The sequence below is a fragment of the Actinomyces gaoshouyii genome (assembly GCF_002072175.1).
In the GTDB taxonomy this organism is placed as follows: domain Bacteria; phylum Actinomycetota; class Actinomycetes; order Actinomycetales; family Actinomycetaceae; genus Actinomyces; species Actinomyces gaoshouyii.
The window spans coordinates 39,089-59,152 of record NZ_MVIV01000011.1 but is presented as its reverse complement, the minus strand read 5'-3'; the positions used below and the strand labels follow the sequence as shown (position 1 = coordinate 59,152).

16 protein-coding genes and 1 pseudogene are annotated in these 20,064 nt (G+C 72.1%); 14 read left to right on the top strand and 3 right to left on the bottom strand.

The window, feature by feature from the left end:
* The 3 genes and pseudogenes from B1H50_RS10025 to aspS all read left to right on the top strand — a co-directional run.
* Positions 1-862 (top strand): annotated as a pseudogene (locus tag B1H50_RS10025) (hypothetical protein); the annotation flags it as partial.
* Positions 859-1,674: a DNA-directed RNA polymerase II gene (locus tag B1H50_RS08780; RefSeq protein WP_188640714.1), complete on the top strand. Its 816-nt coding sequence runs from the start codon at positions 859-861 to the stop codon at positions 1,672-1,674. The pseudogene B1H50_RS10025 and the gene B1H50_RS08780, both read left to right, overlap by 4 nt.
* Before the next feature lie 103 nt (positions 1,675-1,777).
* A complete protein-coding gene (gene aspS / locus B1H50_RS08775) occupies positions 1,778-3,553 on the top strand; it encodes an aspartate--tRNA ligase (RefSeq protein WP_080463402.1) in 1,776 nt (591 codons plus the stop codon).
* Between the two features lie 93 nt (positions 3,554-3,646).
* Here aspS and B1H50_RS08770 read toward each other — a convergent pair whose 3' ends face one another.
* Entirely contained in the window at positions 3,647-3,970 is a 324-nt protein-coding gene (locus B1H50_RS08770) for a hypothetical protein (RefSeq protein ID WP_080463401.1), read from the bottom strand.
* The gene (locus tag B1H50_RS08765; protein WP_080463400.1) at positions 3,954-4,268 is read right to left on the bottom strand and encodes an ArsR/SmtB family transcription factor; all 315 of its coding nucleotides are present in this window, start codon (positions 4,266-4,268) and stop codon (positions 3,954-3,956) included. The genes B1H50_RS08770 and B1H50_RS08765 overlap by 17 nt, the downstream gene beginning before the upstream one ends.
* A 116-nt stretch (positions 4,269-4,384) precedes the next feature.
* On the opposite strand from B1H50_RS08765, the gene B1H50_RS08760 reads away from it, so the two are divergent.
* Entirely contained in the window at positions 4,385-5,002 is a 618-nt protein-coding gene (locus B1H50_RS08760) for an L-threonylcarbamoyladenylate synthase (protein ID WP_080463407.1), read from the top strand.
* On the opposite strand, the gene B1H50_RS08755 is transcribed toward B1H50_RS08760, so the two are convergent.
* Positions 4,979-7,501 carry an MMPL family transporter gene (locus B1H50_RS08755; RefSeq protein ID WP_080463399.1) on the bottom strand — a complete coding sequence of 841 codons (2,523 nt, stop codon included), beginning with the start codon at positions 7,499-7,501 and terminating at the stop codon, positions 4,979-4,981. The two genes, B1H50_RS08760 and B1H50_RS08755, sit on opposite strands and share 24 nt — an antisense overlap.
* Before the next feature lie 73 nt (positions 7,502-7,574).
* Between B1H50_RS08755 and B1H50_RS08750 the strand changes: the two genes are divergently transcribed.
* The 10 genes from B1H50_RS08750 (at position 7,575) to B1H50_RS08705 (ending at position 20,056) form a co-directional block, all read left to right on the top strand.
* The gene (locus B1H50_RS08750; protein ID WP_080463398.1) at positions 7,575-8,960 is read left to right on the top strand and encodes a replication-associated recombination protein A; all 1,386 of its coding nucleotides are present in this window, start codon (positions 7,575-7,577) and stop codon (positions 8,958-8,960) included.
* Entirely contained in the window at positions 8,960-9,799 is an 840-nt protein-coding gene (locus B1H50_RS08745; protein WP_080463397.1) for a sulfite exporter TauE/SafE family protein, read from the top strand. Before B1H50_RS08750 ends, B1H50_RS08745 begins: the two co-directional genes overlap by 1 nt.
* Positions 9,800-10,013: 214 nt before the next feature.
* Positions 10,014-10,637, top strand: coding sequence for a 30S ribosomal protein S4 (rpsD, locus tag B1H50_RS08740; RefSeq protein ID WP_080463396.1), 624 nt, complete (start codon positions 10,014-10,016; stop codon positions 10,635-10,637).
* Positions 10,638-10,856: 219 nt separating this feature from the next.
* Positions 10,857-13,571: an alanine--tRNA ligase gene (gene alaS, locus B1H50_RS08735; protein WP_080463395.1), complete on the top strand. Its 2,715-nt coding sequence runs from the start codon at positions 10,857-10,859 to the stop codon at positions 13,569-13,571.
* Positions 13,572-13,585: 14 nt separating this feature from the next.
* On the top strand, positions 13,586-14,062 hold the full coding sequence (gene ruvX, locus B1H50_RS08730; protein WP_080463394.1) for a Holliday junction resolvase RuvX: 477 nt from the start codon (positions 13,586-13,588) through the stop codon (positions 14,060-14,062).
* Positions 14,059-15,279: an endolytic transglycosylase MltG gene (gene mltG, locus B1H50_RS08725; RefSeq protein WP_080463393.1), complete on the top strand. Its 1,221-nt coding sequence runs from the start codon at positions 14,059-14,061 to the stop codon at positions 15,277-15,279. The genes ruvX and mltG overlap by 4 nt, the downstream gene beginning before the upstream one ends.
* Positions 15,280-15,331: 52 nt before the next feature.
* Positions 15,332-16,306, top strand: coding sequence for a shikimate dehydrogenase (locus B1H50_RS08720; RefSeq protein ID WP_080463392.1), 975 nt, complete (start codon positions 15,332-15,334; stop codon positions 16,304-16,306).
* Positions 16,307-16,345: 39 nt separating this feature from the next.
* A complete protein-coding gene (aroC, locus tag B1H50_RS08715) occupies positions 16,346-17,572 on the top strand; it encodes a chorismate synthase (RefSeq protein ID WP_080463391.1) in 1,227 nt (408 codons plus the stop codon).
* Positions 17,573-17,636: 64 nt separating this feature from the next.
* On the top strand, positions 17,637-19,511 hold the full coding sequence (gene aroB / locus B1H50_RS08710; protein WP_080463390.1) for a 3-dehydroquinate synthase: 1,875 nt from the start codon (positions 17,637-17,639) through the stop codon (positions 19,509-19,511).
* Positions 19,508-20,056, top strand: coding sequence for a shikimate kinase (locus B1H50_RS08705; RefSeq protein ID WP_080463389.1), 549 nt, complete (start codon positions 19,508-19,510; stop codon positions 20,054-20,056). Before aroB ends, B1H50_RS08705 begins: the two co-directional genes overlap by 4 nt.
* Positions 20,057-20,064: the final 8 nt, after the last annotated feature.

The window sequence follows — 20,064 nt, the reverse complement described above, 5'->3', positions numbered from 1 at the left end:
CGGGCCCACGGCCCCCGCCCCGAGCGCCGACCCGAAGCCGGCGCCCACCGCGGAGCCGAGTGCCCAGCCCGCTCCTCCGACCCCGGACGCTCCAGCGCCTCTTCCCGAGGCTCCGGCCCCCATTCCCGAGGGCCCTGCTCCGCAGGAACCGGCTCCGGAAGTCCTGGCCCCCGAGGGTCCGTACGCGGCCGCCAAGCCCACCGCCGGGGCGGAGGGCGCCCCAGGCGTCCTCCCGGAGGTGCCGGCGGCGGATCCGGCGGCCCCGCCCACCATCATCGCCACCCTGCCCGCAACTCCTGAGGGGGAGTCGGCTCCGGCGCAGCCCGAGGCCTCATCCGACGCGGACCCGAGCGCGAGCCCGTCCGCGGCGCCCACCGAGCCCAAGCCCTCGGACCCGCCTCGTAGCCCCGTGGCCGACGGGAGCCAGCTCACCGCTGACAACGCCGGCTCGCTGTCCGGCGGGCGCCAGGGCGACCGCGTCAGTCTCGTCCTGCCGAAGGACAAGGCGAAGGAGGGTGACTGGGTCGCGGTCTTCCTCTACCCGGGAGGCGAGAGCGCCGGCTGGGTCCAGGTTGACCGCTCCAACTCCGTCCAGGTCGACATCTCCAGTATCGATGCCGGATCCCACAAGCTGGCCATCGCGGGCCGCGACTCCCAGCTCCTGGGATGGGTTCAGCTGGAGATCGCCCGCACGGACACGGTCAACACCGACCTCATGGACAAGGCGAACAGCGCGCCGGTCAAGGAGGCCGTCCTCGGCGGCGACGACTGGATGCTCATCAGCGCCGCCGGGATCCTCACCGCGGGCGCGGCCGCATACATGTTCCTGGCCCGTCCGCGCGCGAGGCGCCCGGTCCAGTGAGCACCGGGCGAATGGGAAGGCTTCGCCGGGGGAGCGCCGTCGCACTGGCGGCGATGCTCTCCTTGGGCGCGGCAGCGGGCGTGGGCGCCACCGCCGCCCCGCCGGCGGCCGCCGAGGACTCCGTCAGTGGGGAATCAACCACGGGCACGGCGTCGACCGTCAGCCCCTCGACAATCGCCTCGGGCGGCTCGCTGAGCTACACCCTCTCCGGATTCCCGCCCGGGGCCACCGTGCAGGTCCTCATCGACGACGGCGCCGTCGGGCCCGAGCGGAGCCCTGCCGCGGTCACCGGCTCGCCGTCGGGAGGCTCGGTCGCCCAGTTCACCGTGCAGCCCGACGGCACGTACTCCGGCGCCTTCGAGCTCCCCGGCTACGTCCCGTCGGGCACCCACTGGCTGCGATTCCGTGTCACCGGCGGCCCGGACGTTCCGACCTCCACGGTCCGCACCGCCGACTACACCAACAAGAGCCCGTTCTTCACGGTCGGCGCCGTCACCGTCATCGGCGGCGAAGCGCCTACCGCGCCGGCGGCGACCGCCTCCCCGGGCGCGTCCGACGGCGCCTCAGCAACCAATGGCGCCACGGGTGCCCCGGAGACGACCGGGGCGGCCGTCGCAGAGGCCAGTAGTGATCCTGGTGACTCCGGCGACACCTCGCCGGTCGAGGTCAAGGACGATTCGTTCCCGGTGGTGGGCGCCTGCGTCCTGGGCCTGTCCGTCCTCCTGGTCATCCTCGCCGCCACCGTGGGGACCAACCGCTGGATCCTGGCCAGGCAGCGCCGTCGCAACGAGTCCACCGCCCCTGAGTACTGACGCCCCACCGGCTGGGTAGGCTTGCCCCCGGCGCCCGCTCGTCTCGCGGTGCGCCCCGACGGGCACCGGTCTCAGTGCTCCGAATGGGAAGGAACCCAGTTCCATGCTGCGAACCCACACCGCGGGCTCATTGCGCGCCTCCGACATCGGCGCCACCGTCACCCTCGCCGGATGGGTGGACCGCCGCCGGGACCACGGGGGCGTTGCCTTCATCGACCTGCGCGATGCCTCGGGCATCGCCCAGATCGTCATCCGCGAGGAGATCGCCCACGACCTGCGCGCCGAGTACGTCCTGGCCGTCACTGGCGAGGTGAGCGCTCGCCCCGAGGGCAATGCCAATCCCAACCTCCCCACCGGTGAGATCGAAGTCGTCGTCACCGATGTCGAGGTCCTCAACGCCGCCGCCCCCCTGCCCTTCCAGGTCTCCGACCATGCCGAGGATGCCGGGCAGGTCGGTGAGGAGGCGCGCCTCAAGCACCGTTACCTCGACCTGCGTCGCACGCCCATGCAGCGCGCCATCCGCCTGCGCGCCAAGGTCTCCGCCGCCGCGCGCCGCGTGCTGGACGCCCACGGCTTCGTCGAGATCGAGACTCCCACCCTGACCCGCTCCACGCCCGAGGGCGCCCGCGACTTCCTCGTTCCGGCCCGCCTGGCCCCCGGCTCCTGGTACGCCCTGCCGCAGTCCCCCCAGCTGTTCAAGCAGCTGCTCATGGTGGCCGGCATGGAGCGCTATTACCAGATCGCCCGCTGCTACCGCGACGAGGACTTCCGGGCGGACCGCCAGCCCGAGTTCACCCAGCTCGACGTCGAGATGAGCTTCGTGACCCAGGAGGACGTCATCGCGGTCGCCGAGGACATCCTGCGCGAGGTCTGGGCCCTGATCGGCCACGACCTGGCCACTCCCATCCCGCACATGACCTACGCCGACGCCATGGAGCGCTACGGCACCGATAAGCCCGACCTCCGCTTCGGCTGCGAGCTCGTCGACCTCACCGAGTACTTCAAGGACACCACCTTCCGCGTGTTCCAGAACCCCTACGTGGGAGCCGTCGTCATGCCCGGGGGCGCCTCCCAGTCGCGCCGCACCTTCGACGCATGGCAGGACTGGGCCAAGCAGCGCGGCGCCAAGGGCCTGGCCTACGTCACCGTGGGCGATGACGGCGAGCTCGGCGGGCCCGTCGCCAAGAACATCACCGACGCCGAGCGCGCCGGCCTCGCCCTGGCCGCCGGTGCGACCCCCGGTGACTGCATTTTCTTCGCCGCCGGTCCCGTCGACTCCTCGCGCGCGCTCCTGGGTGCCGCCCGCCTCGAGATCGGTAAGCGCTGCGGGCTCATCGATTCCGACGCCTGGTCCTTCGTGTGGGTCGTCGACGCCCCGCTGTTCAAGCCGAGCGCCGAGGCCCGCGCCGAGGGTGATATCGCGCTGGGCGCCTCGGCCTGGACCGCCGTCCACCACGCCTTCACCTCGCCCAAGCCCGAGTGCCTCGACACCTTCGACGCCGACCCGGGCAACGCCCTGGCCTACGCCTATGACATCGTGTGCAACGGCAACGAGATCGGTGGCGGGTCCATCCGTATCCATCGCCCCGACGTCCAGGAGCGGGTCTTCAAGGTCATGGGCATCGGGGAGGCGGAGGCCCACGAGAAGTTCGGCTTCCTGCTCGACGCGTTCAAGTTCGGCGCCCCGCCGCACGGCGGCATCGCCTTCGGCTGGGACCGCATCGTCTCCCTGCTCACCAAGGCCGAGTCCATCCGCGACGTCATCGCCTTCCCCAAGTCCGGGGGCGGCTACGACCCCCTGACCGAGGCCCCCGCACCGATCACCGCCGAGCAGCGCAAGGAGGCCGGTGTCGACGCCGTCCCCGGCGACAAGGACTGACCTGATGCGGATCCCCATGCGGAGAACTGCGGCGGGCGGCGCGAATCCGCGCCGCCCGCCGCAGTTTCGTATGCGATGAGCGAGGAGCCGTCCTCAGGCCGCGTGGGCGCAGGTGGGGCAGGAGCAGTTCGCGCACTCGCACGAGGAGCAGGCATCCGAGCAGTGCTCGCACTGGCAGGTGTTGTGGTTGCAGGTGGGGCAGGAGCAGTCCGCGCACTCGCACGAGGAGCAGGCATCCGAGCAGTGCTCGCACTGGCACGTGGAGCACTCGTCGTAGTGGCCGCCGTCCTCGCGGTGGGCGTGGCCGTCGTGGATGTAGTCGACGTGGTCACCGTGGATGACGGCGAGGTGGCCGCAGTCGGGACCGTGGGTGTGGTTGTGGGCCTCAGCGGGGCGGTGCTCAATGGTGGCAGTCATGGTCATGCTCCTTGGTGTGCTTGATGGCGTCGAGAACGATGTGGGCGACGTGCTCATCGATGATCGAGTAACTCTGCCGCCTGCCGTCGCGCCGCGCCTCGACGAGATGCGCCTCGCGAAGGACTCGCAGGTGGTGGGAGACGAGGGGCTGGGAGACACCGGTGAGCTCGACGAGCTCGGTGACATCCGCGTTGCCCCGGGTCAGGCGGTGAATGATCGTGGCTCGAACGGGATTCGCCAGAGCCTTGAACAGACGGATGACCGCTGAGTCCTCGTCGAGCACCACAACCTGCAGCATGCGAGGAACTTTATATCAATGAGCGCGCATATGCAATTCGATTCATGTGATGCGCCGTCGACTCCTCCCTCTCGGATCCGTCCCGGATCGGGTGGGGGAGGGGCACAATGGTCACCATGTCGCGCTACATCGAGTTGCACCCGGTCAACCCCCAGGCCCGTCTCATCACGAAGGTCGTCGAGTGGCTCCGCTCCGGCGCCCTCGTCGCCTATCCGACCGACTCCGGCTATGCCCTGGCCTGCGCGCCCGGCAACAAGGAGGGCTTGGATCGGATCCGCGCCATCCGCCAGCTCGACGACAAGCACAACTTCACCTTCGTGTGCGCTGATTTCGCCCAGGTCGGTCCGCTGGCGATCGTCGGCAACAACGCGTTCCGCCTCATCAAGCGACTCACCCCCGGCCCCTGGACCTTCATCCTCAAGGGCACCAAGGAGGTGCCCCGGATGACCCTCAATGCCAAGAAGCACACTCTTGGCGTGCGCATCCCCGAGCACCCCATAGCCCAGGCACTCGTTGCCGAGTTCGGTGCGCCGATCCTCTCCTCCTCCCTCATCCGCCCGGGCAGGACCGTTCCCGAGTCGCATGGCTGGGAGATCGAGGAGGGCCTCGGGCACCTCGTCGACGTCGTCATCGAGGGCGAGGTCGCCTCGGTCGAGCCGACGACGGTCGTGGACCTCACATCGGATGTCCCCGAGGTCGTGCGCCAGGGCTCAGGAGCCCCCGACCTCATCTGACGCGGGCGCCGAATCGCCCTCGGGGCCCGTGCCGGCGGAGGCCTGCCGGGACGGAACTCTCCCGGCGCCGTTCCGCCCCGAGACTCCCGCGCCGTCGTCGTCCTCCTCCGCTGCCCCGGTCTTATCGCCGGCACCGGGCTCCCGGGCATCCTCGGTCGCCTCGGCGTCCTCGGGCTTGCGGGCGTCAGCGGTCTCCTCCGGTGCCCCTGAGTCCCCGTCCGGGCTGATGCCCGCCCAGCGCCGCAGGAACGATGGCGCCCACCAGCCACGCGAGCCCAGCAGGCTCATCGCCGCGGGGAACAGGAGCAGACGCACGATCACCGCGTCGATGACGACCATGAGCGCCAGGATGAGGCTCACCTCCTTGACTGCGATGAGCCTGCCAGTGGTGAAGCCCATGAGGACCACCAGGAGGACCGCTCCCGCTACCGAGAGGATCCTTCCAGTGCCCTGGAGGCCGGCCGCGACGACGGCGTCGCCCCGCTCACCGCGCGCCCTGCGGTCCCTCATGCGAGCCAGGACGATGACCTCCCGGCTCATGGCGAGCCCGACCCCCAGGGCGAGAGCCGTGGACACGGCGTAGCCCTCCACGCCGCCGATCGGCGTCACGCCCAGGGCGCCCGCCAGGTAGCCGTCCTGGAACAGGAGGGTCGCCGCGCCCAGGGAGGCTGCCAGGGACAGGGATGTGGTCAGGAGCGCCAGCAGTGGGATGATGAGCGATCCCGTCATCATGAGCATGAGGACCATGGTCGCGCCCATGCCGATGACGATCATGGGCGGCAGCGCGCCCACGAGAGCGGAGCGGAAGTCCACCTGCGTCGCCGCCTTGCCGGTCACCCATGTGTCCGCCGGCGGGTTGAGCGCGCGAACGGCCGAGACGGCCCTCTCGGCGGACAACGACGATGCCGAGCCCTCTAGACTGAGGTAGGCCACCGTGTACTGGCCCGCCTTCGTCTGCGTCACGCTGGACACTCCGGGCGCATGGGCCACCTGGTCGTCGATGAACGACGTCGCGGAATCCCCAGCGGCCTGCATGATGAGCACGGCATCGGTGGCGGCGAGGCTGGGGTACTGCTCCTCCAGGACGCGCTGGTACACCCGCTGCTCGGCGTCCGGGGGGAGGAGGTCGCGATCGGAGACCAGCAGGTGCAGGTGCCCCAGCGGCCACGCCAGCAGTGCCAGGAGAGCCGCGCAGGCCGCCAGGACCGGCCAGGGGCGCGCCTGCGCCCCGCGCGCGAGCGCCGCGAAGGCGCCTTCCTCCCGAGAAGAGCCGTCGACCGGGTGGACGAGGGCGCGCAGCACCGGCACCCGGCCGAGCAATGAGGGCCTGACCATGAATCCGTGGAGCAGGACGAGCGTGGCCGGGACGAGCGTGATCGCCGACAGCGCGGCGAGCACCACGACGATCACCCCCGCGATCGCCGTCACCCGCAGGGAGGACGCGCCCACTGCCACCAGTGCTGCCAGCGGAAGCGCCACCGCGACGGTGGTCATGAGCACCGTGCGCCCAGCCGTGAGCATCGTGCGCTCCATGGCCTCGGCGATAAGTGGGTCGCGGCGCCCGGTGCGGCGCCGTCGGCCACGGGCGGCGAGGGGCGCCGACGCCCGCGGATCGGTGCGCCCGAGTCCGAGCTCCTCGCGGAAGCGGACGGTCATGAGCAGGGCGTCGTTAATCGACAGGCCCAGGCCGATCATCGCGACGACGGTGACCTCCAGCCCTCCCGGATCCACCATGAGGCTCGTGAGCCAGAGCACGCCCAGGCTCGAGACGATCGATGTGATCCCGCCGAGCAACGGCATCCCCGCCACGAGGAAGCCCCCGAAGACCAGAACCATGATGATGAGCGCCGCGGGCAGGGCGAGGGCCTCCCCGCGCGCGAGATCGGCCCCGGCCTGGTCATTGACCGCCGCCGACACGAGGGCATCCGTCGTGACGATGCCGCTGACCCCCGGCGCGATCTGGCGCAGGTCGTCGGGGACGCGGCGCAGGCGGTCCGTGACGCGCTGGACGTCGCGCTGGAGCTTGCGGGCGTAGGCGGTGTCATCGGGGGAGGCGATGTCACGGCCGTTGGGGTTGACGGTCACGAACATGAGGAAGCCGCTGCGGTCCTGGGCGATGAAGGCCTGGACTCCCTTGTTCCCCAGGGGGTCCGGCACGACGAACGGGTCGGCCACGTTCACCTCGCCGACGAGGTCGTTGAGGTCGGCGTGGACCGGGGCCAGCGCGGCCGTGACCGCGTCGATCTGGGTGTCGAGGTCGAGGCCCGTCACCTGCAGGGTGACCGCCACCCCGTCCCCCTGGAGCGCGGAGTAGATGGCCTGGCCCTGAGCGCTCTGGGAATCGTCGATGGAGGTCTTGGCGGGGCCGAGACGGTTGAAGAGCCCGTCGATGCCGGCACCGCCGAGCGCTGGAGTGAGCAGCACGAAGGCGATGACGGCCCAGGTTGCGACGATGAACCAGGCGTCCTTGACGATGCGGTGGGCGAGCCAGGAGAGCATGGCGGCATTGTTCCACTGATAGAACCGCCCCGCGGGCCCGGTGGCGGGGCCCGGATGAGGATAGGGTCACCCTGTGGACCTGTTCGACGCCGCCGGCACCGACGAGGCGGGCTTGCCTGCCGACTCGCACGCGCCGCTCGCCGTGCGCATGAGGCCGCGCGATCTCAGTGAGGTCCTGGGCCAGGGGCACCTGCTCGGCCCCGGCTCCCCGCTGCGCCGGCTCGTCGAGCCGACGGGTGGCGCGGGCGGAGCGGGCGTGTCGAGCGTCATCCTCTGGGGACCCCCGGGAACGGGCAAGACCACGCTCGCCTACCTCGTGGCGCGCGGCTCGGGCCGGCGCTTCGTCGAGCTCTCCGCGCTCACCGCCGGGGTCAAGGACGTGCGCGCCGTCGTCGCCGATGCCAGGAGGCGCCTGGCGGCCTCGGGGGAGGAGACGGTGCTCTTCATCGACGAGGTCCACCGCTTCTCCAAGTCCCAGCAGGACGCCCTGCTGCCCAGTGTGGAGAACCGATGGGTGACCCTTGTGGCGGCCACGACCGAGAACCCCTCCTTCTCCGTGGTCTCACCGCTGCTGTCCCGGTCGCTGCTGCTGACCCTCCACCCGCTCGGTCCCGATGACATCCGCGCCCTGGTGTCCCGAGCGGTCACCGATGAGCGGGGGCTCGCGGGGGCGGTGGCGCTCGACGACGATGCGCAGGAGCAGATCGTGCGCATGGCCGGATCGGATGCGCGCAAGTCGCTCACCGTGCTCGAGGCGGCCGCCGGCGCCATCCTCGCGGCCCGCCCGCAGGATGCCGGCGCTCCCGAGGATGGCGGGCCGCCGGTGGTGGGGCTGGCCGATGTCGAGCGCGCCGCCGATATCGCCGCCGTTCGCTACGACCGCGCCGGCGACCAGCACTACGACGTCACCAGCGCCTTCATCAAGTCCATGCGCGGATCGGATCCTGACGCCGCCCTGCACTACCTGGCCCGCATGATCGCCGCGGGGGAGGACCCGCGCTTCATCGCCCGGCGCATTGTCATCCACGCGGCAGAGGATGTCGGGCTGGCCGATCCCGGGGTCCTGGCCACCGCGGTGGCGGCGCAGCAGGCGGTCGCCATGATCGGGATGCCCGAGGCCCGCATCATCCTCGCCGAGGCGGCGCTCGCCGTGGCCACCGCGCCGAAGTCCAACGCGGTCATCGCCGCCATCGAGTCCGCCATCGAGGACGTGCGCGCGGGCAAGGGCGGCGCCGTGCCCGCCCACTTGCGCGACGCGCACTACGCTGGCGCCTCCGGGCTCGGGCACGGCGAGGGCTACCGCTATCCCCATGACTACCCGCACGGCGTCGTCGCCCAGGACTACCTGCCCGAGGACCTGGCGGGCGCCTCCTACTACCGGCCCACGGGCCACGGCTTCGAGGCCGAGGTCGCCCGGCGCCTGGAGTCGATCCGATCCCTCATGCGCGGGGGTCGGTGATGGGCGATCGTCCGGCCGTCGCCCGGCTGGCACTCGCCGTCTGCGTCGGCCTGGGCGCGGGGGTGCTCTCGGGGATGTTCGGCGTCGGGGGAGGCATCGTCCTCGTGCCCGCCCTCGTGGCGATCCTGGGCATGGACCAGCGCCGCGCGGCGGCGACCTCCCTCGTGGCGATCATCCCGGCGTCCCTGGCCGGAACGACGACGTACGCGCTGCGCGGTGATGTCTCCCTCGCCGCGGCCCTCATCATCGTTCTCGGCTCCCTCGTGGGCGCGCGGATGGGCACGCGCCTGCTCGCGGTCCTCCCGGCACGGGCGCTGCCGTGGATCTTCATCGCCTTCGCCGCCTCCGTGCTCGTCATGGGGCGGGCGCACGAGCCCGTGCGCGAGGCGGCGCTGAGCCTCGATGCCGCCCGTGATCCCGGCGCGGTGGCGGCGCTGGTGTGCATCGGCCTCATCGCGGGGCTTTTGGCCGGGCTCGTCGGCGTGGGCGGGGGAGTGGTCATCGTCCCCGGTCTCGAGATCCTCGCCGGGGCGGGCGACCTCCTGGCCCGGGGGACCTCGCTGGCGGCCATGGCGCCCACCGCCATCGCGGGGACGGTCTCGAACCTGTGCCGGGGTCTGCCCGACGCCCGCATCGGGATGGTGGTCGGACTCGCCTCGGTGATCGGCTCGCCGCTGGGCGCCGTCATCGCCCGGGCGCTCAGCCCGAGGGCCGCCTCATGGCTGTTCTCCGCGTTCATCGTCGTCGCGATCGCCTCCGTGCTGCGACGGGCGCGGCGCCCCGGGGGCGCGGCCGTGTCGGGGCCCGCGGATCCTCCGCCGCGGGAGAGCGGGCGTTGAGGATCTGCTCACACGCCGGCCTCCGGGGCGGTGAGCGCGGGGCGGTCTGCGCTAGAGTACCGGCGCCGCCCAGGCGCGAGTCCGTGGACCGCCCGGTCCTCAGAGCCGTGCCGGGCGCCTGGGGTCCTGGCCCGATCGCCCCGATCAGAGGCTGACCCCGCGCCGCGAGCAACCGCCCGCGGCGTGCGATCACTCCGACAGGAAGAACACAGGTATGAGCTCTTCGCGCTCCCGCCGCCAGGTGCGCCTCTCGCGCGCCCTCGGCATCCCGCTGACCCCCAAGGCCGTTCGCTACTTCGAGAAGCGCCCCTACGGCCCCGGCGAGCACGGCCGCGCCCGTCGCCGCACTGAGTCCGACTACGCCGTCCGCCTCAAGGAGAAGCAGCGCCTGCGCGCCCAGTACGGCATCCGCGAGGCCCAGCTCCAGCGCGTCTTCGAGGAGGCCCGCCGTGAGAAGGGTCTGACCGGTGAGTCGCTCGTCGAGCTGCTCGAGATGCGCCTGGACGCTCTCGTCCTGCGCGCCGGCATCGCCCGTACGATCGCTCAGGCCCGTCAGGCCGTCGTGCACCGCCACATCGTCGTCGACGGCAAGGTCGTCGACCGGCCCTCCTACCGCGTGCGCCCCGGCCAGACCATCCAGGTCCGAAGCCGCTCCCAGGTCATGGTGCCCTTCCAGGCCGCCGCCGCCGGCGTTCACCGTGACGTCCTCCCGGCGGTCCCGGAGTACCTCAAGGTGGACCTCGAGAAGCTCTCCGCCACCCTGGTGCGCCGCCCCAAGCGCGACGAGGTCCCGGTGACCTGCGACGTGCAGATGGTCGTCGAGTACTACTCCCGCTGAGCCGATCGGGCCCGCTGGCCCGCCCAGTGCGGGATGCCCCGTGCCGGACTGCCGGTGTGGGGCATCCCGCGTTCCGGGGGTAGGCTCGCCCCTGGGTAGAACCCGCTCCTCCGACCGCCCTCGGCCGCAGAGTCCGGGGCCCGGTCAGGCCGGAACCAACCACGTCCCCGCTCCACCCGGCCGCGGGGGCACCGATCACCCCCGAGCACGAGGACCCCCATGCGCACCTCCGAGATCCGCTCCCGCTGGCTCGACTTCTTCGCCTCCAAGGACCACGAGATCCGGTCGTCGGTGCCCCTCATCTCGCCAGATCCGTCCATCCTGTTCACCGTGGCGGGCATGGTCCCCTTCATCCCCTACATCCTGGGTACCGAGCCGGCGCCCTGGCCCAGGGCCGCCAGCGTGCAGAAGTGCATCCGCACCAACGACATCGATAATGTCGGCCGCACCACTCGCCACGGCACGTTCTTCCAGATGAACGGCAATTTCTCGTTCGGCGACTACTTCAAGGAGGGGGCGATCCAGTACGCCTGGGAGCTGTTGACCACGCCCACGAGCGCCGGAGGGTACGGTCTGGACGGCGATCGCCTGTGGATGACCATCTGGGAGAAGGACGAGGTCTCCTGGGATTACCTCACCAAGACCATCGGCGTGGCCCCCCTCCATGTACAGAAGCTCCCCTTCGCCGAGATCTCCTGGTCCACCGGCCAGCCGGGCCCCGCCGGCGCCTGCTGCGAGATCCACTACGACCGCGGCCCGGCCTACGGCCCTGACGGCGGCCCGGAGGCGGACACCGCCGGCGACCGCTTCCTGGAGATCTGGAACCTCGTCTTCGACGAGTTCGTCCGCGGGGAGGGCGAGGGCCACGATTTCGAGCTCGTCGGCAAGCTCGACTCCACCGCCATCGACACCGGCGCCGGCCTGGAGCGCATCGCCTTCCTCCTCCAGGACAAGCCCAACATGTACGAGATCGACGAGGTCTACCCCGTCATCGCCGCTGCTGAGGCGATGAGCGGGCGCGCTTACGGCCTGGGAGCCGCTGGCCCGGAGGCCGGGGCGGCCTACATGGACGACGTGCGCATGCGCGTCGTGGCCGACCACGTCCGCAGCGCCCTCATGCTCATCGGCGATGGCGTGCGCCCCGGCAACGACGGCCGTGGCTATGTCCTGCGCCGGCTCATCCGCCGCGCCGTGCGCTCCATGCGCCTGCTCGGCGTCGACGAGGCCTCCCTGCCCACCCTCCTGACGGCCTCCAAGGACGTCATGAAGCTGTCCTACCCCGAGCTCGAGGAGCGCTGGGGGACCATCTCGGAGGTCGCCTACGGCGAGGAGGAGGCCTTCCGCCGCACTCTCAGCGCCGGAACCACCATCCTGGACACCGCCGTCGGGCGGGCCCGCGAGCGGGCGTCCGCGGCCGGCGCGCGCCCCCTGGTCAGCGGGCAGGACGCCTTCGAGCTGCACGACACCTACGGCTTCCCCATCGACCTCACCCTGGAAATGGCCTCCGAGCAGGGCGTCGATGTCGACGAGGCCGCCTTCCGCTCACTCATGGACGAGCAGAAGGAGCGCGCCCGCGCCGACGCCCGCGCCAAGAAGACCGGGCACATCGACGTCCGTCTCTTCCAGGACATCGAGCGCTCCATGGGAGGGGGGTCGGAGTTTCTCGGCTACACCGAGGCCTCCGCAGAGGCCACTGTCGCCGGTCTCCTGCTCGACGGTCGGCCCGAGCCGGTGGCCACCGCCCCCGCGCAGGTCGAGGTCGTCCTGGACCGCACCCCCTTCTACGCCGAGATGGGCGGCCAGCTCGCCGACCACGGCGTCATTCGCCTGGCCGGCGGCGGCATCGTCGAGGTCGGCGACGTCCAGGCCCCCATCCGCGGTCTGTCCGTCCACCGGGGCACCCTCACCGAGGGCGCCATCGCCGTGGGAGAGAGGGCCTACGCCGAGATCGACACCGAGCGCCGCCTGGCCATCGCCCGGGCCCACACCTCCACCCACATGGTCTACGCCGGGCTGCGCCGCACCGTCGCCCCGGACTCCGAGCAGGCCGGGTCGGAGAACTCCCCCTCCCGGCTGCGCTTCGACTTCTCCCACAACACGGCGCTGACCACCGGGCAGGTCAACGACATCGAGGCCCTCGTCAACGAGAAGCTCGCCGAGGACCTCCAGGTCCGCACCGAGACCATGAGCCTCGAGGACGCCAGGGCCTCTGGCGCCATCGCCCTGTTCGGTGAGAAGTACGGCACCGAGGTCCGCGTCGTCACCATCGGCGACGACTTCGACCGGGAGCTGTGCGGTGGCACCCATGTGCCCTCCACCGGGCACATCGGGCGCATCGCCATCCTGGGCGAGTCCTCCATCGGCTCGGGCGTGCGGCGCATCGACGCCCTCGTGGGGGATGCCGCATACGGATTCCAGGCCAAAGAGCACGCCCTCGTCTCCCAGCTGTCCACCATGATCGGTGGGCGCCCCGAGGAGCTGCCCGAGCGCATCGAATCCCTCATGGGCCGCCTCAAGGACGCCGAGAAGCGCCTGGCCGCCGCCGAGCAGGCCGCGATGGCGTCCCGGGTCGTCGAGGTGGTCAACGGCGCGCGGCGCGTGGGCGCCTACCGCCTGGCCGTCGCCGACCTCGGCGCCGTGTCCAACGCGGACCTCCTGCGATCCCTCGTCCTCGATGCCCGCGAGCGCCTCGGCGAGGCGGAGCCGACGGTGATCGTGGCCGCCGGGGTGTCGGGTGAGCGCCCCGTCATCGTCGTGGCCACCAACGCCGCTGCCCGTGACATCGGCGCCAAGGCGGGCGAGCTCGTCAAGGCGGCCGCCAAGGCCCTCGGCGGCGGTGGCGGCGGCAAGCCGGACCTCGCCCAGGGCGGCGGGCAGAACGCCGGCGCCCTCCCCGAGGCGATGGCCGCCATCACCCAGGCCCTGGGCGCCTGAGCCCGGGGGGAGCCATGCGCAGCGGACTCCGCCTGGCGTTCGACGTCGGCAAGGCCAGGATCGGCGTCGCCAGGTGCGACGCCGAGGCGATCCTGGCCATTCCGGTGGCCACGCTTGAGCGGGATCGTTACGGAGGCGACATCGATGAGGCGGCCGAACTGGTCGCCGAGCACGGGGCCATTGAGGCTATTGTGGGGTTGCCCGTCTCCCTGGGGGGCAAGCGGACCCCGTCCACGCGTGATGCGAGGGACTGGGCACGCGCTCTCGCGCAGGCCATCTCCCCTGTGGTGGTCAGGCTCGTCGACGAGCGGCTCTCCACAGTGTCGGCGCATCAGGCGCTCCACGCCAGTGGGCGCCATGAGAAGGACTTCCGGGGCGTCGTCGACCAGGCGGCCGCCGTGGTCATCCTCAACCAGGCCCTGGAGGCCGAGCGTTCCACGGGCTCGCCGATCGGTGAGCCCGTCACCCCGACCAGGAGAGACACGCGATGAGCCAGGACGATCTCTTCGAGCAGATCGGCATCATCTCCGATGACCCGCTGACGGCCGAGCCGCCGTCCAGGCGCGGCAAGGCCCGTCGCGAGAAGGCGCGCAAGAAGCGCCGCTTCCGCCGCCACGTGCTCACCGTGCTCATCCTCAGCGTTGCCGTGGCCGGCGCTGGTGCGGGTGCCTACTGGGGCTACGGGGTGCTGCACGGCGTCCGCGAGCAGCAGTCCACAGTCGCCGATTACTCGGGTGAGGGCGAGGGCTCGGTGATCGTGGAGATCCCCCAGAGCGCCACCGGAGCGATCATCGCCGATCTGCTGTACAAGAACGACGTCGTTGCGTCCCCGAAGGCCTTCATCGACGCGTTCAATGCCAACTCGGAGTCCGCCAACATCCAGCCAGGCACCTACACGCTCAAGCAGAGGATGTCCGGCGCCTCCGCCGTCGCCGCCCTGCTCGATCCGGCCTCCCGAGCCGACCACTCCCTGACCATCCCCGAGGGATTCACCAAGGATCAGGTCAAGGAGAAGATCATGAGCGTCATGCAGGTCAGCGCGGAGGACGTCGACGCCGCCTACAAGGATCTCAAGGGCATCGGCCTGCCCGAGGCCGCGAAGGGGGACGTCGAGGGCTGGCTCGCCCCGGGAACGTACGGCCTCAAGGAGGGCGAGACCGTCACGCAGGTCGTCGCCAGAATGGTCAGCGCCACGATGGCGCGCCTCCAAAAGCTGGGCTTCGATCCCGCGGGATACGAGGACGCCCTCATCAAGGCCTCCATCGTCGAGAGGGAGGCCGGCAGCCAGCAGAACTTCGGGAAGGTCGCCCGCGTCGTCGAGAACCGCCTGACGAAGCAGGAGTCGGGGACCGGCGGCCGCCTCGAGATGGACTCCACCATCCTCTACGGGCTCGGGCGCACCGGCGGAGTGCCCTCCAAGGAAGAGGTCGACGACGCCTCCAACCCGTACAACACCTACCGGAATGCGGGCCTGCCCCCAACACCCATTGGCAGCCCCGGCGAGGCGGCCCTCAAGGCCGTCGCCAGCCCGGAGCCCGGCGACTGGCTCTACTTCGTCACCGTCGACCTCAACACGGGGAAGACGCTCTTCGCGAAGACGAAGGAAGAGCAGGATGAGAACACGAAGAAACTCACCGCCTTCTGCCAGGCCCACCCGGATGTGTGCAACGGCAGCTCCGCCACCGCCACCCCGACGCCGGCCGGCTGAGCCGGGGCCTCGGGCTGGGCACTGGGACAGCATCAGGAGGACCGCTGACCCGATGACACGTATCGACTCCCCTGCCGGCGCGCCGCCCGCGTCCGCTCACCGGGCGGCAGTCATCGGCGATCCCATCGCCCACTCGCTGTCCCCCGTGCTCCACCGCGCGGCCTATGAGGGCCTGGGCCTGGCCGACTGGTCCTATGAGGCGCTCCGGGTCGCGCCCGGTGAACTGGTCGGCCTCGTCGATGCCCTGCGCGCCACCGTGGGCGAGGAGCCCGCCTGGGCGGGGCTGTCGGTGACCATGCCGCACAAGCAGGCCATCATGCCGATGCTCGACGTCATCGACCCACTCGCCCAGGCCGTCGGGGCGGTCAATACCGTCGTCGCCCAGCGCTCCGGCGCGGGCCCAGCACTCCTGGCGGGCTTCAACACCGATGTCGCCGGCATCTCCGGCGCGCTGAGGGAGGCGCGCGACTTGCCCGGCGCCGCCGCGGCCGAAGGCTTGAAGCTCCCGGCGCCCACCGCTCTCGTCCTCGGCTCCGGGGCCACGGCCTGCTCCGCCCTCGCCGCGCTCCCCGAGCTCGGCGCCCACAGCATCACGGTGGCCGCCCGCCGCCACGCCGGCCCGGGCCGCGCGCTCGTCGCGGCCCACCGCATGGGCCTGGAGATCCGGACCCTCACCTGGCGGCCCGGCGAGCCCGCCTCCGACGCCATCGTCGCGGAGGCCGTGGCCAGGGCCGATCTCGTGGTCTCCACCCTGCCCCGGGGCGCGGCCGACACCCTCGCGGCACCGCTCGCCCGGGCGCACCGCGTCCGCGGCGGCGCCCGGCGCGAGGCCGTTCTCCTTGACGTCGTCTACGCGCCCTGGCCCACTGCCCTGGCCCGCGCTTGGAGCGGAGCCGGAGGCGCGATCGCGCCCGGCTGGCTCATGCTCCTGCACCAGGCAGTGGCTCAGGTCCGTCTCATGACCGGCCGCTCACCGGATACCAGCGCCATGCGCGGGGCCCTGCTGAGCGCGCTCGACACTCGGTGACAGCGCGCCGGCGCGCCGGCCCTGTGCGATGATCCACCCATGCTGCGATGGATGACTGCCGGCGAGTCCCACGGCGAGGCGCTGACCGCGCTCATGGAGGGCGCGCCCGCGGGCGTGGCCATCACGAGCGCACGGATCGGCTCCGCCCTGGCCCGGCGTCGGCTCGGTCACGGCCGCGGCGCCCGCCAGCGCTTCGAGCGCGATGAGCTGAGCATCATCGGGGGCATCCGCCACGGTCTGACCATCGGCAGCCCCATCGCCCTGCGGATCGGCAACTCCGAATGGCCCAAGTGGCGCACTGTCATGAGCGCTGACCCCGTCCCCGCCGAGGACCTGCTCATCGACGCCGGTACCGGCGATGAGCGCGAGATCGCCCGCAACCGGCCTCTGACGCGCCCGCGCCCCGGGCACGCCGACCTCCCTGGCGCCCTCAAGTACGACCTCCCCGACGCCCGGCCCGTCCTAGAGCGAGCCTCAGCGCGGGAGACCGCCGCGCGGGTGGCGCTGGGCGCCGTCGCCGAGGCCATCCTCGAGCAGATCGCCGGCATCAGGCTCGTCAGCCACGTGGTGCGCATCGGGGAGGTCCGCCTGCCGGCCGGCGCGCCCACCCCCACGCCCGAGGACGTCGAGCGTCTCGATGCCGACCCTGTGCGCTGCGTCGACCCGGCCACGAGCGCGGCCATGGTCGAGTGCATCGACGCCGCGCGCAAGGACGGCGACACCCTCGGGGGAGTGGTCGAGGTCATCGCCACCGGCGTCCCCATCGGCCTGGGCACGCATACCGTCGCCGCCTCGCGCCTCGACGCCCGGCTCGCCGGTGAGCTCATGAGCATCCAGGCCGTCAAGGGCGTGGAGATCGGGGATGGTTTCGAGACCGCCGGACTGCCCGGCAGCCAGGCTCACGATGAGATCCTCGCCCTCGCCGACGGCGCCGTCACCCGCGCATCCAACCGGGCTGGCGGTATCGAGGGAGGCATGAGCAACGGCTCCCCGATCCGCGTGCGAGCCGCCTACAAGCCGATCTCCACCGTTCCCCGCGCCCTGCGCAGCGTGGACCTGGCCACTGGGGAGCCCGCCACTGGCCTCCACCAGCGATCAGACACCACGGCGGTGGTGCCCGGGGCCGTTATCGCCCAGGCGGCCACCGCCCTCGTCCTCGCCCAGGCCCTCCTGGACAAGACGGGCGGTGACTCGGTCACTGAGTGCGCCGGGAACCTGCGCGCCTACACCGAGCGCATCGCCGAGAGGACCCACTGGACCGCCTGAGCCCTGACCGATCCACTGCGGGCGCCGGGAGGCGCCACCGGATACCACCGACGAGGAGACGCCCATGAAGCACTACCGCACGGACCCCGCCACCACGGCAATCATCAGCCGGGAGCGCCTGCCGCTGGTGCTGGTCGGCCTGCCGGGCGCGGGTAAGACGACGGTCGCCCGCCTCCTCGCCGCCGCCCTGGGCATCCAGGTCACCGATACTGACGCCGAGATCCGGCGCCGGGCGCGCATGACGATCCCGGAGATTTTCTCCGCCGAGGGGGAGGAGGGCTTCCGCGACCGCGAGACCCGCGCGCTGCGGGACGTCCTGGAATCCCTCGGCGCGGCCCACGGGATCATCGCTCTGGGCGGCGGCGGCATCCTGCGCCCGGAGAACCGCGAGATGCTGCGGCATCACACCGTCGTCTACCTCTCCGCCCGCCCCGCCACCGCCGCCCAGCACGTCGGCAGCGGGGAGGGCCGCCCCCTCATCAGCCCTGGATCGGACTCCGACGCGGCCCTCACCGCGGTGCAGGCCTCCCAGGGAGCGCTGACTGGCGTGCTGGCGCGCATGGAGGCGCTCGACGCCGAACGCCGGCCCCTCTACGAGGAGATCGCCACCGCCACCGTGCCCACCGATGGGCTCACTCCGGCCCAGGTGGCCGCCCTCGTGCTCGTCTCCCTCGGGGCGACGCCGGCCGCCACCGCCCGGGGACTCGCCCATGCGGGCATCCGCTCGGACGCGCCCGCCTGCCGGCCGCCGTCGCCCGAGGCGCCCGCCGGCCCCGCGCCCCGGCGGACCGCCCGCCCCCGCGTGACCGAGGACCCTGAGGGCGCCACCACCGTTCACGTCCCCGGAGCACCGGGATACGACGTCGTCATCGGGCGCGGGCTCGCCCCTCAGGTGACGAGGGCGGTCCTCGCCTCGCCGGGCCAGGGCGCGGGCGGCGTCGGGATCATCCACTCCGGCGTCCTCGCCCAGGCCGCCGGGGGACTCGCCGGGGACCTCCATGCGGCCGGCCTGCGGACGGCCCTCATCGAGGTCCCCGATGGGGAGGCCTCCAAGCGCGCCGACGTGCTGTCCTCCATCTGGGAGCGCCTCGGGCGGGCGGGGGTTGGCCGCGACGGCTGCCTTATCGGCGTCGGCGGGGGAGCGACCACAGACCTCGCCGGCTTCGCCGCGGCCACCTGGCTGCGGGGCATCCCCGTCGTCCAGGTGCCCACCACCCTCCTGGCCATGGTCGATGCCGCGGTTGGCGGGAAGACGGGCATCGATACCGCCGCCGGCAAGAACCTCGTGGGGGCCTTCCACACGCCCAGCGCCGTCGTCGCCGACCTCGGCACCCTGGCCGGCCTTCCGCTCGACGAGCTGCGCGCCGGGCTCGGTGAGGTCATCAAGTGCGGGCTCATCCACGACGAGGAGATCCTGCGGCTCGTCGGGGCCGACCCGGCCGCCTGCTTGCGCTCGGACGCGCCCGTCCTGGCCGAGCTCGTGCGCCGGGCGGTCCTCGTCAAGGCCGCCGTCGTGGCCGAGGACCTCACCGAGTCCGGGCTGCGCGAGATCCTCAACTACGGGCACACCTACGGCCACGCCATCGAGCGGATCACCGACTACGCGTGGCGTCACGGCGAGGCCGTGGGAGTCGGATGCGTCTTCGCCGCCGAGATCGCCCACCGGAGGGGACTCCTGAGCGGCAAGGGCCTTGCTCGTCATCGCGAGGCCCTGGCGGCGGTCGGCCTGCCGGTGTCCTTCCCCGACGGCGCTGAGCGCTGGGACGACCTGCGCGCGGCGATGCGCTCGGACAAGAAGAACCGCGCCGGACGGCTGCGCATGGTGCTCATCGAGGACCGCTTCGGACGGGCCCGGCCCGTCCGGGGCGTCGAGCCTACCCCGGGCGAGCTCGAGGCGGCCCACCGCGCCGTCACCGCGAGCCCGGAGGGAGGCGCATGAGCACCGCTCCGGCGATCGTCCTCATCGGTCCGCCCGGCGCCGGCTGTACCACCGTCGCCCGCGCCCTGGCCGACTTGCGGGGCGCGCCCTGCCTGGACCTCGGCGCCCGGACTGCCGCCCGGCTCGGCACCGAGGAGGAGCTCGCGCTCGTGGCCATCCCGGAGGCCGAGTACCGGCGCGTTGAGGAGGCGGTTGCCCTCGGGCTCATCGAGGCCGCCCGCGTCTCCGGCGGCATCCTCGCCTTGGGATCGGGCTGCCTGGGATCGGAGCGCGTCAGGGCCGCCCTGGCCGCCCTGCCCGGGCAGGGCGGCGCCGTCGTCGGCCTGATCGCCTCCGTGCGGAGCCTGGCCACCCGCAACGGCCTCGACGCTCCGCGCTCGGTGGCCCTGGGCACCATCCACCACGAGTTCACCCGGATGCTGCGCGAGCGCGAGGCCCTGTGCCGGCGGGCCGCCGGCGTCGTCGTCGACACCTCGGATCGAGAACCGGCGGACTGCGCGGACCGGATCGTGACGCTCCTCGACACCCCTGCGCCCCGTCCCTAGCCTGAGCC

What these genes read in the sequence shown, in the direction of transcription:
- mltG (WP_080463393.1), top strand. Translation starts at nt 14,059, where the DNA reads ATGAGCCAGGACGATCTCTTCGAGCAGATCGGCATCATCTCCGATGAC.
- B1H50_RS08705 (WP_080463389.1), top strand. Translation starts at nt 19,508, where the DNA reads ATGAGCACCGCTCCGGCGATCGTCCTCATCGGTCCGCCCGGCGCCGGC.
- alaS (WP_080463395.1), top strand. Translation starts at nt 10,857, where the DNA reads ATGCGCACCTCCGAGATCCGCTCCCGCTGGCTCGACTTCTTCGCCTCC.
- aspS (WP_080463402.1), top strand. Translation starts at nt 1,778, where the DNA reads ATGCTGCGAACCCACACCGCGGGCTCATTGCGCGCCTCCGACATCGGC.
- B1H50_RS08745 (WP_080463397.1), top strand. Translation starts at nt 8,960, where the DNA reads ATGGGCGATCGTCCGGCCGTCGCCCGGCTGGCACTCGCCGTCTGCGTC.
- B1H50_RS08765 (WP_080463400.1), bottom strand. Translation starts at nt 4,268, where the DNA reads ATGCTGCAGGTTGTGGTGCTCGACGAGGACTCAGCGGTCATCCGTCTG.
- aroC (WP_080463391.1), top strand. Translation starts at nt 16,346, where the DNA reads ATGCTGCGATGGATGACTGCCGGCGAGTCCCACGGCGAGGCGCTGACC.
- aroB (WP_080463390.1), top strand. Translation starts at nt 17,637, where the DNA reads ATGAAGCACTACCGCACGGACCCCGCCACCACGGCAATCATCAGCCGG.
- B1H50_RS08770 (WP_080463401.1), bottom strand. Translation starts at nt 3,970, where the DNA reads ATGACTGCCACCATTGAGCACCGCCCCGCTGAGGCCCACAACCACACC.
- B1H50_RS08720 (WP_080463392.1), top strand. Translation starts at nt 15,332, where the DNA reads ATGACACGTATCGACTCCCCTGCCGGCGCGCCGCCCGCGTCCGCTCAC.
- rpsD (WP_080463396.1), top strand. Translation starts at nt 10,014, where the DNA reads ATGAGCTCTTCGCGCTCCCGCCGCCAGGTGCGCCTCTCGCGCGCCCTC.
- B1H50_RS08755 (WP_080463399.1), bottom strand. Translation starts at nt 7,501, where the DNA reads ATGCTCTCCTGGCTCGCCCACCGCATCGTCAAGGACGCCTGGTTCATC.
- ruvX (WP_080463394.1), top strand. Translation starts at nt 13,586, where the DNA reads ATGCGCAGCGGACTCCGCCTGGCGTTCGACGTCGGCAAGGCCAGGATC.
- B1H50_RS08760 (WP_080463407.1), top strand. Translation starts at nt 4,385, where the DNA reads ATGTCGCGCTACATCGAGTTGCACCCGGTCAACCCCCAGGCCCGTCTC.